At 45.5% G+C, this 17,709-nt stretch carries 16 protein-coding genes; 9 read left to right on the plus strand and 7 right to left on the minus strand.

Features of this window, described 5'->3' with window-relative positions; translation table 11 throughout:
• The first annotated feature begins 180 nt into the window (after positions 1-180).
• The 3 genes from OCV11_RS15045 to OCV11_RS15055 all read left to right on the plus strand — a co-directional run bounded on the left by OCV11_RS15045 (position 181) and on the right by OCV11_RS15055 (position 5,231).
• Entirely contained in the window at positions 181-1,551 is a 1,371-nt protein-coding gene (locus tag OCV11_RS15045; protein ID WP_261896317.1) for an amidohydrolase, read from the plus strand.
• Positions 1,552-1,708: 157 nt separating this feature from the next.
• Complete coding sequence (locus OCV11_RS15050) at positions 1,709-3,451, plus strand: ABC transporter ATP-binding protein (RefSeq protein WP_261893829.1); 1,743 nt, start codon at positions 1,709-1,711, stop codon at positions 3,449-3,451.
• Positions 3,444-5,231 carry an ABC transporter ATP-binding protein gene (locus OCV11_RS15055; RefSeq protein ID WP_261893831.1) on the plus strand — a complete coding sequence of 596 codons (1,788 nt, stop codon included), beginning with the start codon at positions 3,444-3,446 and terminating at the stop codon, positions 5,229-5,231. Before OCV11_RS15050 ends, OCV11_RS15055 begins: the two co-directional genes overlap by 8 nt.
• Positions 5,232-5,281: 50 nt before the next feature.
• Here the strand turns inward: OCV11_RS15055 and motX are convergent, their stop codons facing one another.
• The 7 genes from motX to kefG form a co-directional block, all read right to left on the minus strand.
• Positions 5,282-5,926, minus strand: a complete 645-nt coding sequence (gene motX / locus OCV11_RS15060) for a flagellar protein MotX (RefSeq protein WP_261893832.1) — start codon at positions 5,924-5,926, stop codon at positions 5,282-5,284.
• 313 nt (positions 5,927-6,239) lie between these two features.
• Positions 6,240-7,538 carry an adenylosuccinate synthase gene (locus OCV11_RS15065; protein WP_261893833.1) on the minus strand — a complete coding sequence of 433 codons (1,299 nt, stop codon included), beginning with the start codon at positions 7,536-7,538 and terminating at the stop codon, positions 6,240-6,242.
• A gap of 128 nt (positions 7,539-7,666) precedes the next feature.
• The gene (locus tag OCV11_RS15070) at positions 7,667-8,608 is read right to left on the minus strand and encodes an isoaspartyl peptidase/L-asparaginase family protein (RefSeq protein ID WP_261893835.1); all 942 of its coding nucleotides are present in this window, start codon (positions 8,606-8,608) and stop codon (positions 7,667-7,669) included.
• A gap of 139 nt (positions 8,609-8,747) precedes the next feature.
• Positions 8,748-9,329, minus strand: coding sequence for a peptidylprolyl isomerase (gene slyD, locus OCV11_RS15075; protein ID WP_261893836.1), 582 nt, complete (start codon positions 9,327-9,329; stop codon positions 8,748-8,750).
• 96 nt (positions 9,330-9,425) lie between these two features.
• Entirely contained in the window at positions 9,426-9,626 is a 201-nt protein-coding gene (locus OCV11_RS15080) for a YheV family putative zinc ribbon protein (RefSeq protein ID WP_261893838.1), read from the minus strand.
• A gap of 8 nt (positions 9,627-9,634) precedes the next feature.
• Positions 9,635-11,440: a glutathione-regulated potassium-efflux system protein KefB gene (gene kefB, locus OCV11_RS15085; RefSeq protein ID WP_261893839.1), complete on the minus strand. Its 1,806-nt coding sequence runs from the start codon at positions 11,438-11,440 to the stop codon at positions 9,635-9,637.
• Between the two features lie 9 nt (positions 11,441-11,449).
• Positions 11,450-12,010 (minus strand): glutathione-regulated potassium-efflux system ancillary protein KefG, encoded by a 561-nt coding sequence (gene kefG / locus OCV11_RS15090; protein ID WP_261893840.1) that lies wholly within the window; start codon positions 12,008-12,010, stop codon positions 11,450-11,452.
• Positions 12,011-12,135: 125 nt separating this feature from the next.
• Between kefG and OCV11_RS15095 the strand changes: the two genes are divergently transcribed.
• From OCV11_RS15095 to crp, 6 genes are all read left to right on the plus strand, one after another.
• Positions 12,136-14,058 carry an ABC transporter ATP-binding protein gene (locus OCV11_RS15095; protein WP_261893841.1) on the plus strand — a complete coding sequence of 641 codons (1,923 nt, stop codon included), beginning with the start codon at positions 12,136-12,138 and terminating at the stop codon, positions 14,056-14,058.
• A complete protein-coding gene (locus OCV11_RS15100; protein ID WP_261893843.1) occupies positions 14,058-14,540 on the plus strand; it encodes a TIGR02444 family protein in 483 nt (160 codons plus the stop codon). The genes OCV11_RS15095 and OCV11_RS15100 overlap by 1 nt, the downstream gene beginning before the upstream one ends.
• Positions 14,541-14,585: 45 nt before the next feature.
• The gene (locus tag OCV11_RS15105) at positions 14,586-15,566 is read left to right on the plus strand and encodes a hydrolase (RefSeq protein ID WP_261893844.1); all 981 of its coding nucleotides are present in this window, start codon (positions 14,586-14,588) and stop codon (positions 15,564-15,566) included.
• Between the two features lie 54 nt (positions 15,567-15,620).
• Positions 15,621-15,830, plus strand: a complete 210-nt coding sequence (locus tag OCV11_RS15110) for a YheU family protein (protein ID WP_261893845.1) — start codon at positions 15,621-15,623, stop codon at positions 15,828-15,830.
• Between the two features lie 92 nt (positions 15,831-15,922).
• Positions 15,923-16,792: a phosphoribulokinase gene (locus OCV11_RS15115; protein ID WP_261893847.1), complete on the plus strand. Its 870-nt coding sequence runs from the start codon at positions 15,923-15,925 to the stop codon at positions 16,790-16,792.
• A gap of 241 nt (positions 16,793-17,033) precedes the next feature.
• On the plus strand, positions 17,034-17,666 hold the full coding sequence (gene crp / locus OCV11_RS15120) for a cAMP-activated global transcriptional regulator CRP (protein ID WP_068715351.1): 633 nt from the start codon (positions 17,034-17,036) through the stop codon (positions 17,664-17,666).
• Positions 17,667-17,709 lie beyond the last annotated feature (43 nt).

A 17,709-nucleotide genomic window follows, 5' to 3' on the forward strand; every position in this document is an offset into this window, starting at 1 on the left:
AAAAAGCTTTAAGTATCGGGTAAATCTTGCGTAAAGTTCCCATTACTTTTCACCGAATTCACTTTCGTCTTGCACAATGATTGCAACTTCATGTTGCTGCTCTATGATGACTCCTCTGTATTTTTTCGCACGATAGGAAATCACCATATGCGCTTTTCACCTGCGGTACTGCTTGCCGCAATGTCGGGAATAATCTCCACCAGTTGTTGGTCTGCAGCCAATGCCGATTTAGTACTCACCAACGGCTATGTGTTGACAATGAATCAAGATAAGACCGTCTATCCACACGGCACCGTTGTGATTAAAGGAAATAAAATCATCGCGGTTGGCGATAAAAGCTTAGCAACGCAATATCAAGCCAAACAAACCATGGATGTTGATGGTGACATCATCATGCCAGGGCTCATCAATACCCATACTCACGTTTCTATGACCGTGTTTCGCTCCCTAGCCGATGATGTACCAGATCGACTGCACCGTTATATCTTTCCCCTAGAAGCCAAATTGGTTTCCCGCGATATGGTGCGAATTGGCGCTAACTTAGGTAACGTTGAGATGGTGAAAGGCGGTGTTACTACTTATGCCGACATGTATTATTTCGAAGATGAAGTGGCCAAAACCGTCGACAAAATTGGTATGCGTGCAGTCCTAGGTGAAAGCGTCATTAAATTCCCGGTCGCAGATGCAAAAAATGCCGATGAAGGCATTAACTATGCGCTGAAGTTTATTAACGAATATCGTAACCATCCTCGTATTACGCCAGCTTTTGCTCCGCATGCGCCTTATACCAATACCACTGAAACGCTGCAAAAGGTCGCTAAGCTATCCGAGCAAGAGAACGTTCCAGTTCTGATTCACTTGGCAGAAACGGACCGAGAACAGCAAGTCATCGCAGAACGCTCTAACGGCCTAAGTCCAGTGCAATATATGAAATCGATCGGTGCTCTAAATTCACATGTTGTCGCTGCTCATATGATTTTGGTCGATGACAAAGATATCGAAACAGCCAAACAAGCGGATATTGGTGTTGCCCATAACATGAGCGCAAACATCAAAGCAGCTAAAGGCGTTGCACCAGCCCTAAAAATGTATGACCAAGGGTTGCGTATTGGTTTAGGTACCGACGGGCCAATGTCTGGCAATACGTTAAGCATTATTGATGAACTGAACCAAGTCGCCAAAGTGCACAAGTTGGTCAATCACGACCGTGCTGCGATGCCACCTATCAAAGTCGTTGATATGGCGACAATGGGCGGTGCACGAGCCCTGCACATGGAAGATAAAATTGGTTCTTTGGAAATTGGAAAATTAGCAGACCTCATTGTTATTGATACTAAAGCACCCAATATGGTGCCTATGTACAATCCTTATTCTGCTCTGGTCTATTCCGCCAATTCTGCCAACGTAAAAGATTCGATTGTCGACGGCAAACTGATTATGAAAGATCGCGTCATGCTAACAGTCGATGAGGATCAAATCCGTAAAGAAGCGTTAGACTACACTGAGATCGTTAAAGACACCGTGATTAAATCCGGCGAAAAAGTGTTGTAATACCCTTTTATTCAAGCGCTTGACGTAACATCCAGGCGCTTGAATCTTCAACTCATCATCTGTCTTCATAACTTCTAGCATTTTTTGATGGCGCCGAGTGCCTAGCTGCTTTTTCAATCACAAGATAGAATAAGGGCTCATCAACGGGAAACTTTTCATGCAATTATTTTATCGTTTAGGCTGGTTCTTCCGCCGCTATTGGTACACCTACAGTTTGGCGTTACTGATGCTATTCTCTGTGGGCCTAATTAATATGGCCATTCCTTGGATCATCGGCCAATCCATCGACCAGATGCTGACGACCAAAAGCATGGAGAATGCAGAGCAATTTCTATGGCTATTAGTGATAGGCGCAATTGCTGTCTATCTATTACGTTATGGTTGGCGTCGTATGCTGTTTGGTACCTCTTATCGCCTAGGCAACCAACTTCGTGAGCAGTATTACCAACGCCTCACCAAACAAGGTCAAGCGTTTTACAGTCAGCACTCCACTGGCGATCTCATGGCTCGCGCCACCAACGATATCGATGCGGTTGAAACTGCTGCCGGTGAAGGGATTTTGTCGGGTTTCGATGGCATGCTGACCTTTATTCTCGTGCTGATCATGATGTTTGTGTTTATCGATTGGCGATTAGCAGCCCTAGCTCTGCTGCCTTTTCCTTTTATGGGTTATAGCTTCTATCGCTTATCAGGAACCATTCATCGTCAATTTAAAGACACGCTCGATAAGTTCTCTACTTTAAATGATCAAACCCAGCAGGCGATGGTTGGGATGCGGATGATCAAATCAATGGGACGAGAAACCATTGAAGTTCAGCAATTTAACGCAATTGCTGAACAAGCAGCAGAAAGTAATTATCATGTAAACCGCTCAGAAGCGAAGTTCGACCCGATCATTCAAATCAGCTTAGGCGCAGCTATGCTAATTACCTTGCTTGTTGGTGGTTGGCAAATTCATGAAGGTATGCTCACTGTTGGTCAACTCACCAGTTTTACCCTCTACCTATCAGAACTGATTTGGCCAATGTTTGCCTTTGGTTGGCTAATGAATATTTTACAGCGTGGTAATGCGGCTATTGGACGTTTACACGAGTTAATTAGCCTCCCCGACTCCATCCAAGATACGGGAACAGAGCTTCCTCAAGGATATGCAATTCACATTGATGGGCTCACATTTCATTACCCACAGAGCACTCAACCAAGCTTAAAAGAGGTTCATCTTTCGATACCAGAGCATCATGTGATGGGGATTGCTGGTGTTACCGGTTCAGGGAAAAGTACGCTGCTACAGCTACTCATGCGCTATTGGGAAACTGATAATGAGTGCATTCAACTTGGAGGTTACCCGATTAACCAGTTACGTCTAACGGAACTACGCGCTCAATTTGCTTATGTTCCCCAAGATTCGTTTTTGTTCAGTACCTCAATTTTGGAAAACATTCGCATGGGAAAATCGCACGCGAGTGATGAAGAGGTATATCAAGCTGCGCGATTAGCCGCTATTCATGATGACATTCTACAGTTCCCTGAAGGGTATCAAACCCTTGTCGGTGAGCGTGGTGTTACCCTATCTGGCGGTCAGCGACAACGTGTTGCAATAGCGCGCGCGCTGATCAGTGAAGCTCCGATTTTAATCTTGGATGACGCACTATCTGCCGTAGATGTTCAGACGGAAAAAACCATATTGCAGCACCTGCGCGAGCGCCGTTCACAAACCGTACTGATCGTCAGCCATCGTCTTTCTGCGATTGAGCATGCCGATCAGATCATCGTGCTCTCCCATGGAGCGATTAGTGAACGCGGTACTCATCAACAACTGATTCAACAAGACGGCTGGTATGCAAGAATGGCCGCCTATCAACAAATGGAACAAGCGCTGGAAGAGAACGAGCATGAGTAATTCCCCTACACCTGAAAGCAAAGTGAGCAATGCGGGTTCTTTTAAAATGCTGATGGGCTACGTGTTTGCAGATCGTCCTCGCTTAATTAAGGCATTGTTATTGGTCGTCTTTGCTACGGCACTTGATGTGATTGGCCCAATGCTAGGTAAGGTGTTCATCGACCGCTTTATCATGCCAGACCATTATCCACTGTGGCCAATTGTTGGCATAGTCGCGCTTTACGCGACCGCTATTTTGCTTGGTACTTACCTCAAGTATCAACAGACGATGAAATTTGTCGATATTGCCCTGAATGCGGTTTTAGATATTCGTAAACGTATCTTTGCGCATGTATTGCGCTTACCAATGGCCTTTTTTGATTACGCACGAACAGGGCAACTGGTCAGTCGTATCACCAACGATACTGAATCGATCAAAGACATCTACGTCCAATTTTTATCCAAGGTCCTCTCGAGCATCATTATGTTGATCGGGATCCTCACTGCGATGGCGATCTTAGATGTGCATTTGATGTTGATCGCGCTAGCGCTGATCCCAGCGATTGTCGTGATGATCTATCTCTACCAACGCTTTAGTGGTCAGATCGTGGCCGATAGTCGCCAATACCGTTCCGATATAAACGCAACGATCAGTGAATCGATTGGGGGGATGGCGGTTATCCAAGCCACCAATCAACAGCAGGCAAAACTCGCCCAATTTGACTCGGTTAATGCGGGTTACTACAAAACTCGTTTGCAAACCGTCACTATCGGCTCTTTCCTGCTGCGCCCTGCGATTAACCTGCTCAGTATCCTAGTGTTGGCCGGCGTAGTATGGTTTTTTGGCCTCAAGGTGGTTAATGGTTTTACTGAAATCGGGGTGTTGTATGCTTATCTTAACTATTTGGGTCGTTTCACCGAGCCTTTAGTGGAAATAACTCAGCGTTTCAGTCTCTATCAACAGGCGATGGTTGCGGGCGATCGCGTCTTTCAACTGTTTCAAGAGCCGACCATGGCATCGGAACATGGTACTCAGAATCGTATTGAGCAAGGCCAGCTATCTTTGCGTGATGTGAACTTCCATTACCAAGCAGATAAACCCATTCTCAAAGGGATTAATGTTGATATTGCAGCTGGGCAGTTTTTTGCCGTCGTTGGACATACAGGTAGTGGTAAAAGCACCTTGTTAAGCCTGCTGCTTAACTTCTATCAACCACAATCTGGGTCAATTACTATCGATGGTCATCAGCTCGATGAGTATCACCACGATGTGCTACGCCAAGGGGTAGGATTCATTCCGCAAGAGCCGTTTATTCTCGCTTCAACCCTATTTGATAACATTGACATGGGACGAGGTCTATCCATGGATGCGGTGCAAGATGCCGCTCGTAAAGCGCACTTACATGAAGTGATCATGGAGATGAGCGAGGGCTATCAAACCCAACTTGGTGAAGGTGGGATGCGTCTTTCCACAGGTCAAAGGCAGCAGCTGATCATCGCTCGCGCTTTAGCTGGCTCACCGAAGATCTTGTTACTTGATGAGGCGACCGCCAACGTCGATAGTGAGACAGAACAAGTGGTGCAAAAAGCGCTCAGTCAATTACAGGGAAAAGTGACGATGATTGTCGTCGCGCACCGTCTATCGACGATCCGACAAGCAGATCAAATATTGGTACTGGATAAAGGGAAGTTGATTGAACAGGGCAATCACGAGCAGCTAATGGCAATCGACCATGGCCGCTATAAAGCGATGTATCTATTACAGCAACAAGAGCAGAAGGTAGTTCAAGCTCAAGAGTAATCGGTTTTCAATACGGTGAGCTTAACTTTGGTAGCCAGAGAATACTTTGGCTACCAGTAGGTCTCTTTACGTTTGGCGCGAGCAATAATGTTTTCCGGCATGCGCTGCGCTAACCCTTCTCGTAATAAGGCAATGCGTTTGTGTTGGCGCTGATCTGCCGTAACTGAGTTATAAAGCCAGCGATAAGCATCTTCATAATCCAACGGGCTACCGTAGTCTCTTAACAATAGCTCGGCTAACTGAATGCGAGCATTGAGATCGCCCATTCCCGCCGCTTCACGTAGATAAGGAATCGCTCGTTCTCGATCCTGCTGCACAAAAGTACCATGAGCATAGTAAGAACCAATGCGCTCTAAAGCCGATGGCAACCCCTGATGAGCCGCACTTTCAATATAGTAAAGCCCCAGCTCCACATCCTGATTGACGCACACACCCCAAGTCAGCATGTCACCGTAGAGAAACTCATAAGAAGGCAAATTAACACGAGTCGCGCGCGCAACGATATCTTCCACTAACTGGCATTTATCCGCTTTGACACGTTCCAAATGTTTGTTTTGCTCAATCAGTTTAATGAGCTCAGATTCGCTGTAAATCGGCACTGGCTCTCCGACATCTGTCACCTCCTCCGCTTTAGCAAAAGACACAGATGCATGAAGAATCAATAACAGCGACGCTGCGATCGTTCGTAGCTTCATTGCTGTACTCTTATCTAACACTTAGCCGTCATTTTCTAGCATGCAATGGCACACTGGCTAAACTTGATATTTGTATCGACCATTATGCCTATCTCTTTAGGCAAAAGTTGTCGTCACGCGGCAAAACTTTGCCTCCAGATCACACTTATACGCCAGCCTGATTGGAATTAATCGCTTAGATTATGCAACTAAGCACAACAAGAATCCCAACCACATTACGTCATCAGCTATGCTATCAATGCGTTTATCTACGAAGTATAGAATAAAAAAAAGCCAGCAATCATGCTGGCTTTTTTTAAGAGAATAGACTCAATTAAGCTTCAAATGGGTGAACCTTAATGATGGTCTCACGACGGTCAGGACCAGTAGAAATAATGTCTACAGGAACGCCAGTCAGCTCTTCGATACGTTTGATGTAGTCAAGTGCAGCTTGAGGAAGTGCCTCAATTGTTTTCGCACCAAAAGTAGTTTCCGACCAACCTGGCAGAGTTTCAAAAATCGGAGTAATACCTTCGTATGCGTCAGCAGCAAGAGGAGAAACTTCTAGTACAGTACCATCAGCAAGTTGGTAACCAGTACAGATCTTCACTTCTTTAAGACCATCAAGAACGTCAAGTTTAGTTAGGCAGAAGCCTGTCACTGAGTTGATTTGTACTGCGCGGCGAAGAGCCACTGCATCGAACCAACCACAACGACGTTTACGACCAGTTGTTGCGCCAAATTCCGCACCTTTAATACCAAGGTGTTCACCGTTCTCATCGAACAGTTCAGTTGGGAATGGACCAGCACCAACACGTGTACAGTAAGCTTTCACGATACCGCAAATGTAGCCTAGGTGACGAGGACCAAAGCCTGAACCTGCAGCAACACCACCAGCGGTTGTGTTAGAAGAAGTTACGTATGGGTAAGTACCGTGGTCGATGTCTAGAAGTGTGCCTTGTGCACCTTCAAACATGATTTTGTCGCCGCGTTTACGCGCTGCGTCTAGTTCATCAGTTACGTCGATAACCATAGAAGTCAGTAGCTCAGCATAGCCTTTAGCTTGCTCAAGCACGTCTTCGTAGCTTACAGGTTCTACTTTGTAGAAGTGTTCTAGTTGGAAGTTATGGAATTCCATTACTTCTTTCAACTTAACTGCGAACTCTTCTAGGTTAGCCAAATCGCCAACACGTAGACCACGACGAGCCACTTTGTCTTCGTAAGCTGGACCGATACCACGACCAGTTGTACCGATTGCTTTCTTACCACGAGCCGCTTCACGAGCCTGATCAAGAGCTACGTGGTATGGCAGAATTAGCGGACATGCTTCAGAAATGAATAGGTTTTTACGAACAACAGCGCCACGAGATTCCAATTCATCCATTTCACGGATCAATGCGTCAGGAGACAGTACAACACCGTTACCGATAATGCATTTAACGTTTTTGTGAAGGATACCTGATGGAATTAGGTGTAGAACGGTTTTTTCACCGTCGATGACGAGTGTGTGACCAGCGTTGTGACCGCCTTGATAGCGAACCACGTATTTTGCATCTTCAGTAAGAAGATCAACAATTTTTCCTTTGCCTTCGTCACCCCATTGAGTGCCGAGGACGACTACGTTATTTCCCATTTTTCCAGTCTGATTGCTAGTTAAAAATGGATTCTAGCACTGATCGATTTTTGATGCAGTTATTTTTTAAGCAAGAAAAAATTATAAGATCAGTGCTATTGATACTTTTTGGTTATTTGAGCAAGATCTTACTCATCTGAGTAGATTTTAACGCTCAATTTACCATCGCAATCGATTGCGGCGCGATACATACCAGAACTGTTCATCGCAAAATGAATCTCACCACGCCCATCAAGCGCGATCAAACCACCTTCACCACCGATCGTTTTTAGATCCCCGTGGATGATCGTTTCACATGCAGTATGCACATCTTCTTTGAGATATTTCATACGCGCAGCGACGTCTCCAGCGACCATTTTACGAATGAAGAATTCCCCCATTCCGGTACAAGAAACCGCCACATTGCCATTTTCAGCAATCGTACCAGCCCCAATGATCGGTGAGTCGCCAATGCGGCCATATTTTTTATTGGTAATACCGCCAGTACTGGTTGCCGCCGCCAAGTTACCCTGTTGATCTAATGCAACCGCACCCACTGTTCCATGTTTGCGATCATCTGGGTATTTCGCTTCCGATAGCGCAAAACCATTTTTCTCTTTCATCGCCTGCAATTGCTCATAACGACGTTCAGTGAAAAAGTAATCTTGCTCGGTGAACTCATAGCCACGAGAAAAAGCAAACTCTTCAGCGCCCTCGCCCATTAAGAACACATGATCGCTATGCAGCATCACATCTCTTGCCAGCTCAATCGGGTTACGAATATGACGAACACCCGCAATGGCACCAGCGTTGCTATCACGACCATCCATCACCGAAGCATCCATCTCTACCATTTCTTTATTGGTCAGAACTGCGCCTTTACCTGCGTTAAACAGAGGCGAATCTTCCATTACTTTGACTGCAGCAACAACTGCGTCAACAGCAGTACCGCCTTGAGCTAAGATTTGATGACCTGCTTTGACTGATTTCTCTAAATCACTAAGGATAGCGACTTTGAGCTCTTCACTCATTTTTTCCCGCAGGATGGTTCCCGCGCCACCATGGATGGCGATGGAGAATGGTTGCGACATGTTAACTCCCAGTATTATTGTGTTTTGTATGAGTTTGTCGAAAATTTCTCCAGAGTCAACAAAAAAACGCTGACTGGTTTCCCTAGTCAGCGTTTTCTAAATTACTATTCCCTAAAGGAATTTTTAAACGTAATTTCTATTAGTGTGAGCAACCACAACCGCCGTTGCCACCGCAGCAACCTTCGTCACCGTGACCATGGTCGTGACCGTGGCCACCACAACAACCTTCGTGGTCATGGTCGTGGTGATGATCATGTGCGCCATGCACGTGGCCATGTGCCAATTCTTCTTCTGTTGCCGCACGTACAGCTACAACTTCAACATCAAACGTTAAAGTGTGGCCAGCAAGCATGTGGTTACCATCAACCACCACTTCGTCACCGTCAACTTCAGTAATTTCTACAGGGATAGGACCTTGGTCAGTATCCGCTAGAAAACGCATACCCACTTCTAGTTCGTCTACGCCTTGGAATACTTCAGCAGGAACACGTTGAACTAGGTCATCGCTGTGCTCACCGTAAGCGTCTTCTGGAGCGATAGTTGCAGTGAATTTGTCACCAGCTACTTTGCCTTCCAATTCACGCTCTAATCCAATGATTAGGTTGTCGTTACCGTGTAGGTACTCAAGAGGTGCATCTGTTGTTGATTGGTCTACAACTACGCCATCTTCAAGTTTTACTTGATAAGCCAGAGCGACTACCACGTTCTTTTCAATTTTCATAAAAGCTCCAAGGAGTGTATTGCTCTCAGATCCTCATCTGGATCCGAGCATAAAATGAGATGGCCGTTATTATGAAGATCATCGCCAGAAACACAATTACTCTGGCTTAAAAATTCCGATCATCTGTTCACTGGCTCGACCCGCTTCTTCCATCGATTTAGGTTTGCGCTGTTCAGAATAGCCACATTCGACACATTCAACCAGTTCGATATTATTTTCGATCCACCAGCGAAGTGTATCCTGTGAATGGCAGGTAGGACAACTCGCCCCGGCAATAAAGCGCTTTTTTTGTTTCACTGTTTGATTTACTCCTGATCCCAATGCTCGCGAGAATTGCGCTCATTCTCCATCTCTTGGCCAAAAATCTCTTCTAACTCTTGGCGTGCTTCTTTCGCTCGTAAAGTGAGTTTTTTATCTTCCATATGGTATGGCAAGAGCTGAGTCAGCATAGCAGTATCTAAGCGGCGAAAATGTGCTTCGGCTCGTTTTGCTTTATATGGATGCATTCCAAGAGCCACTAATGTTTTACGCCCAAGGTCGAGTGCCCCTAAAAACGTCTCTCGCGAATAGCCAGCCACTTCATGATTGATCAACTGATACGCTTCAACTCGGCTTCGCGCTCGTGCCAAGATTTTTAACTGTGGGAAATGCTGCTGACACAACTCTACAATTTTCATTACTTCATCTGGGGCATCAGTACAAATCACAATTGCTTCTGCTTTTTCAGCCCCGGCAGCACGCAGTAATTCCAAATTCGCCGCATCACCATAAAACACCTGATAGCCAAACTTCCGCAGTAAGCGGATTTGGCTGGCATCACTCTCAAGCACTGTCACATCGATTTTGTTAGCAAACATTAACCGACCAACAATTTGACCAAAGCGTCCAAAGCCAGCGATGATGACACGCGGCTCTTTATCTTCTACATCAGACGTTAAGTTATCTTCTTTGTATTGATTAAGTTCACGAGCAAACCAACGCCGTTGACCCGCTAACAGCAAAGGTGTGGTCACCATTGATAAGCTGACGATCACTAACATCAACGATACTTGATCGCCAGTCAGCAGTTGATTGGATCGCGCAGCCGTGAAAATCACGAAAGCGAACTCACCGCCTTGGCTCAAAATGGCCGCCATATTGCTACGCGCTTTCGACCCCGTTCCGACAATGCGAGCCAAGATGTAGAGAATAAGTCCTTTAAGTACCACTAACGAGACGACGGAACCTAAAATAAACCAAGGCTCGATAACCAAAAGCCCCAAATCAACAGACATGCCCACTGCGATAAAAAACAGCCCTAATAGCAATCCTTTAAACGGTTCAACGGCAATTTCCAGCTCATGACGAAATTCACTTTCTGCCAAGAGCACTCCGGCAATGAATGCCCCCAGCGCCATTGATAGACCCAAATGTTCCATCATCAACGCAATACCAATCACCAACAGCAAAGCAGCGATAGTAAAAAGCTCACGCACACCACTTAAAATGATGTAGCGAAAAATCGGGTTGAGTAGATAATGCCCCCCCACCATCAGGCCAACGATGCCAGCTAACATCCAGATGCCATCAAGCCAAGTCATCGCTGAGTTACCGGCTAACAGAGGCATCAACGCGAGAACAGGAATCACCGCAATATCTTGAAATAGCAAAACTGAAAAAGCCGTTTGCCCAGTTTCACTATGAGAGAGATCATGTTCTTCAAGTAGGCGTAGGGCAATCGCGGTCGAGGACATCGCCAGTCCAACCCCAATCACTAAGCTAGTGCGCCAATCGATACCACACAATGAAATGATGCTGGCTAACATCGACGTAGTGACAATAACTTGAGCTCCACCAAGTCCCAGTATCGGGATGCGCATTTGCCACAGCTTTTTCGGGTTGAGTTCAAGACCAATTAAAAAGAGCAGCAGTACCACACCAAACTCAGCGAAATGCAAAATGGCATCAACATCGTTAATCAGCCCAAGTCCCCATGGACCAATCGCCACCCCTGCCAATAAATAGCCAATAACCGACCCAAGCCCTGCTCGCTGAGCTAAGGGAACCGTCAATACGGCAGCAGCAAGAAACACGGCGCCACTTTGTAATAAATCACTTGTCGTTGATGCCATCGCTCATCCTTAATCCTTCAACGGGTCCTTTAGCCACAAACGGTATAACTCTGCATGTTGATAACGCTCTACGTCTGTTACGTTGCGTGCCCAGTAGAGCACCAATGGCTCAATCCAATGCATTTGGCATAATGCTGCGGTCATTTCAAACGGGCGTAACAGTTCACTCAGCGAGTAGCGGTTATACCCCAAAGGTTCGAATGCTTCTTTTCTCCCCCCTGCAGTAATCACACTGCGCCAATATTTCCCCTTCAATGCACTGGAGTCGCCAAAAGCGAAATCCTTGCCCAATACGGTATCTATCCACTCTTTTAATAAAGCGGGGCACGAATACATATACAGTGGGTGCTGAAAGACAATCACATCATGAGCAAGTAACCGTTGGTGCTCGGCATGAATATCAATAAAAAAATCGGGATACGTGGCGTAGAGATCCACCACTGTCACATGTTCTAACTCGCGAACTTTCTTAAGCAAAATACGGTTAGCGATCGACTGTTCAGGATCGGGGTGAGCGTACAAAATCAGTACTCTTGGGAGCCTATTTTCTTGAGCAAACGGCGTTGTCATCCTTGAATCCATCTCCATGATGTTATCCATTTGTTACTAGCATCATAACGCAAAATGCATAATGATCGACATTTATCCTTATTACCCCTACTATTCCTCGCGCAAACCTGAGGAAAGCAAAGTTTATGATTATCTTCTCTGACATTCAGTTACTCCGTGGCGGAAAACCACTACTTGATGGTGCATCGGCAACGATTCATCCGGGCGATAAAGTTGGCCTAGTCGGTAAAAACGGCTGTGGCAAATCAACCCTATTCGCTTTGCTGAAAGATGAACTCTCTATCGACGCTGGTTCACTGAACTTCCCATCAAACTGGGAATTGGCTTGGGTGGCACAAGAAACCCCAGCACTAGAACGCTCTGCATTAGATTATGTGATCGACGGAGATCGAGAATATCGTGAACTAGAACGCCAGCTTCTGCAGGCTGAAGCCGACGACAATGGCAACTTGGTGGCTGAACTGCACGGAAAAATTGAAACCGTAGGCGGCTACAGTATTCAGGCGCGCGCAGCAGAACTGCTTAATGGCCTCGGTTTTAGCCAAGAACAGATGCAGTGGAATCTGACTCAATTTTCCGGTGGTTGGCGTATGCGCCTTAACTTGGCTCAAGCGCTACTTTGTCGTTCAGACTTGCTGCTCCTCGACGAACCAACCAACCACTTAGACCTCGACGCGGTAATGTGGCTAGAACGTTGGTTACAAAGCTATCCAGGCACACTGGTCGTTATTTCCCACGACCGTGATTTTCTTGATCCCATCGTTGGACGCATTATCCATATCGAAAACCAAAAGATGAATGAGTACACCGGTAACTACTCCTCTTTTGAAGGCCAACGCGCGCAAAAAATGATGCAACAGCAGGCATCGTTTGAGAAACAACAGAAACAGATGGCGCACATGCAAAGCTACATCGATCGTTTCCGTTACAAAGCTTCCAAAGCGCGCCAAGCACAAAGCCGTATTAAAGCACTCGAAAAACTCGAGAAAGTATTACCAGCTCAGTTTGATAACCCATTTAGCTTTGAGTTTAGAGTGCCAGATGCGCTACCAAACCCAATTTTGATGATGGATCAAGTCAGCGCGGGTTATGGTGATCATCTGATTCTCGATAAGATCCGCCTTAACCTAGTTCCTGGCAGCCGAATCGGTTTGCTCGGGCGTAACGGTGCGGGTAAATCAACGCTGATCAAACTGCTGTCTGGTGATTTAAAACCGCAAGGTGGCGACCTAACTTATTCACAAGGTGTGAAAATTGGTTACTTTGCTCAGCATCAGTTGGAAACGCTTCATCCAGAAGAGACGCCTCTGCAACACATGATGCAAATCGCGCCAGACCAAACCGAGCAACAATTGCGTGATTACCTAGGTAGTTTTGGTTTCCAAGGTGATAAAGCCTTAGATCCTGTTGGACCTTTCTCGGGCGGTGAAAAAGCGCGTCTCGTGTTAGCTTTATTGGTATGGCAAAAACCAAACCTATTGCTGCTTGATGAACCAACCAACCACCTTGATCTCGACATGCGTCAAGCGCTGACTTTAGCACTACAAAGTTACGAAGGTGCCATGGTAATCGTCAGCCACGACCGCTACTTATTGCGCGCAACCACCGATGATCTTTACCTAGTCCATGATCACCAGGTTGCTCCTTTTGATGGTGATTTATTAGATTACTACAAGTGGTTAACTGATCATCAAAAGGCCCTACGCAAAGAAGTAGCGACCCAAAGTAATCCTAATAAGGACAACAGTAATAGCGCGGCAGCGAAAAAAGAACAGAAACGTCGTGACGCTGAATTTCGTACGTTAACGGCTCCAATACGTAAAAAGATCACTCAGTTAGAAACCAAATTGGAAAAACTCAATGCGGTTATTTCTGATGTCGAAAACCAGTTAGCTGAATCCAGTCTGTATGAAGCGGCAAATAAAGCTAAACTAACAGAACTACTTGCTCTTCAAGCCAGCAGCAAATCTCAGCTAGAAGATGTTGAAATGGAATGGATGGCAGAACAGGAAACGCTCGAAGCTATGGAACAGGAATTTAATAGTTAATGACCCAAGAGCATGCACGAACTTCACTGACATTGGAAAGATTGTGGCAATTCAGTCTGCAATACTACAGTGTGCGAGAAGTAAAAGAGGCATGCTTAAGTCTACAAAACCAGTTCCATGGTAACGTCAATTTGCTCTTACTGCTGAAATGGCTGGATGAAGAGCAATTGACTTTCACGACCGAACAATGGCCAATCGTCTCCGATTGCCTTGGACGGTCGGAAGCGTTATTGCACCAGTTTCGCGAGTTGCGCCGTAAGCTCAAAGGGCATGTAACCGATCCTTTGTATCGCGAAGCCTTGCAATTTGAGCTGCACCTAGAAAAACAGCAACAATCGGATTTGGTCGAGTGTATTACTCAGCTAACGTTAACCCCAACTCAGCAACCTGAACTTTGCCAGCGATATTGCCGACAATTGGGCGCAGATAAACTCACCGCCATTTTTGCTAAACCAGCGCACTCACAACAGAAAAATCCTTAGCCATTTTGTATCCTAGTCAACGATTCGACTAAGTTAGGAATTCGCATGTCTGACTTTTTGCCACCTTTTGGGCTAACCAATCCCCATCTTCAAACGCTACTACCCAGAGCACTGCGTCGACATCCGTTGTTTGAGCCAACTTGGCAAACATTGGATACGCCGGATGGTGATTTTCTCGATTTAGCTTGGAGTGAAACACCAGAGCAAGTGCGTAACAATGACAAACCCATTTTTGTTTTGTTTCATGGTCTAGAAGGCAGCTTTTCCAGCCCATACGCTAATGGGTTGATGCACGCATTTGCCACACAAGGTTGGAACTCGGTACTGATGCATTTTAGAGGTTGTAGTGGTCGCCCAAACCGCCTCGCTCGCGCTTATCATTCGGGTGAAACCTCCGATGCGCGCTGGGTGCTCGAGTATATTCGCCAACACTACCCTAATCGAATCGTTATTGCAGCGGGTGTCTCATTAGGCGGCAACATGCTAGTGAACTACTTAGCTGAATATGCTGACGATCCGATAGTGCAAGCAGCGACAATTATCTCTGCACCGTTAGACTTGGCATCATGCTCCGATCGTATCGAAATAGGCTTTTCCAAGGTCTATCGCGATTACTTAATGCGCTCGTTAAAAAGTAATGCGTTACTGAAAATCGAACTGCTGCACCAGCAACTGGGTATTGATGCTGAACAAATCAAGCAGCTGCGCCGTTTACGTGACTTTGATGATTTAATTACAGCTCCGCTCCATGGTTTTTCTGATGCCCAAGATTACTATCAGCGCTGTTCTGGTTTGGCTAAATTACCCCAGATTTCGGTTCCAACACTATTGCTGCAAGCCAAAGATGATCCCTTTATGACCGATAAGGTGATACCCACTTTTCCACTTCCTGCGCATGTGGAATATCGTCTGCTTGCTCATGGTGGTCATGTGGGTTTTGTCAGTGGTTCATTATTCAAACCACAATATTGGCTTGAAGAGTACTTACCAAAGCACTTTCAACATTGGGTTAGTCACGCTAATTAGACATCTATTTTTACAGACAAGAGTGGCATTACACCGCTCATGTTAGAGGTATTTATGAACATCCCTTGGCAACAAATTGCCCCAGAAACACTCGATAACTTGATTCGCGAATTTGTTCTGCGTGAAGGCACCGATTACGGTACCCACGAAGTCTCTCTCGACACTAAGGTCGAGCAGGTAAAAAAACAAATACAAGCAGGTGAAGCAATCATTGTTTACTCAGAATTACATGAAACAGTAGACATAAAACTACGCCACGCATAATTGCCAGATGAGGGAAGAAAAAACCATGCTATAGTGAATCCACTTAGGTTTGGAATTCCCTTAAACAAGGACAACAAGAGACAAGGTTTGTCATGTCAGCGAAACATCCTATTATTGCCGTTACAGGTTCTTCCGGTGCTGGAACAACGACGACATCTGAAGCGTTCCGCAAAATGTTTAACATGATGTCAGTAAGACCTGCTTGGGTTGAAGGTGATAGTTTTCACCGATTTACGCGCCCAGAAATGGACGTTGAAATTCGAAAAGCACGCGAGCAAGGTCGTCATATCAGTTATTTTGGCCCACAAGCCAATGACTTTCCCACGTTAGAAGAGTTCTTTCGTCAATACGGGAAAGATGGCACCGGCCAAATTCGCCGTTATCTCCATACGTTTGATGAAGCTGTACCTTACAACCAAATGCCAGGTACCTTTACACCTTGGCAAGATTTACCCGAAAACACCGATGTGCTGTTTTACGAAGGGTTGCATGGTGGCGTAGTCGATGGAGAGGTAAACGTGGCGCAACATGTTGATTTTTTGATCGGCATGGTACCCATCGTTAACCTTGAATGGATTCAAAAGTATGTCCGAGATACACGCGATAGAGGTCATTCTCGTGAAGCCGTGATGGATTCTATTGTTCGCTCGATGGATGATTACCTCAATTACATCACGCCACAGTTTTCTCGTACGCACATCAACTTTCAACGTGTTCCGACGGTCGACACATCCAACCCACTAAATGCGAAAGGCATTCCAAGTTTAGACGAAAGTTTTGTTGTTATACGCCTTCGCGGCATAAAAAACGTCGATTTCCCCTATCTGCTCGCTATGATAGATGGATCATTTATGTCACGGCATAACACCATTGTCGTTCCTGGCGGGAAAATGGGGTTTGCGATGGAATTGATTGTGCGTCCGATACTGCAACAACTGATAGACAGCGGCAAAATTGGTTAATTCATCACATGTAAATTTCGCTTACTTTTCATACCGTGATCATAAGCACGTTTTTGCGCAATAAAACGGCCAAACGACACGATTAAAGTCAAGAAATTCGCAGTGAAAAAGGATACTATTCTTTAACGGAAACAAGATAACTTGCAGTGAATCCAAACTCTTCTTATTCTAGTAAGCCTGAATAAGGCTTCGCTAAATTATGGATAGCGGCAAGCGTACCCTGCAGAGGAAGTGAGATATTATGGTTCTAGGTAAACCTCAAACAGACCCAACATTAGAGTGGTTTCTTTCACACTGTCATATTCACAAATACCCATCAAAAAGCACTTTGATTCATGCGGGTGAGAAGGCAGAAACGCTGTATTACATCGTAAAAGGTTCTGTTGCGGTATTAATTAAAGATGAAGAAGGCAAGGAGATGATCCTTTCCTATCTGAATCAGGGTGATTTTATCGGTGAACTTGGTCTTTTCGAAGAAGGTCAAGAACGTAGCGCCTGGGTTCGCGCGAAATCTCCATGTGAAGTAGCTGAAATTTCATTTAAGAAATTCCGTCAGCTAATTCAAGTTAACCCAGACATTCTAATGCGTCTTTCTGGTCAAATGGCACGTCGCCTACAAGTGACCAGCCAAAAAGTGGGCGATTTAGCCTTCCTTGATGTGACTGGCCGTATTGCTCAGACTCTTTTGAATCTAGCAAAACAACCTGATGCAATGACCCACCCAGATGGTATGCAAATTAAAATTACCCGTCAGGAAATTGGTCAAATCGTTGGTTGTTCACGTGAAACGGTTGGTCGTATTCTCAAGATGCTTGAAGAACAAAACCTTATTTCTGCACACGGCAAAACTATCGTCGTGTACGGCACCCGTTAATTCGTACTCACAAGCAACGAATGAGAAAAACCACCCTTGGGGT

The sequence above is a fragment of the Vibrio porteresiae DSM 19223 genome, assembly GCF_024347055.1.
Taxonomy (GTDB): domain Bacteria; phylum Pseudomonadota; class Gammaproteobacteria; order Enterobacterales; family Vibrionaceae; genus Vibrio; species Vibrio porteresiae.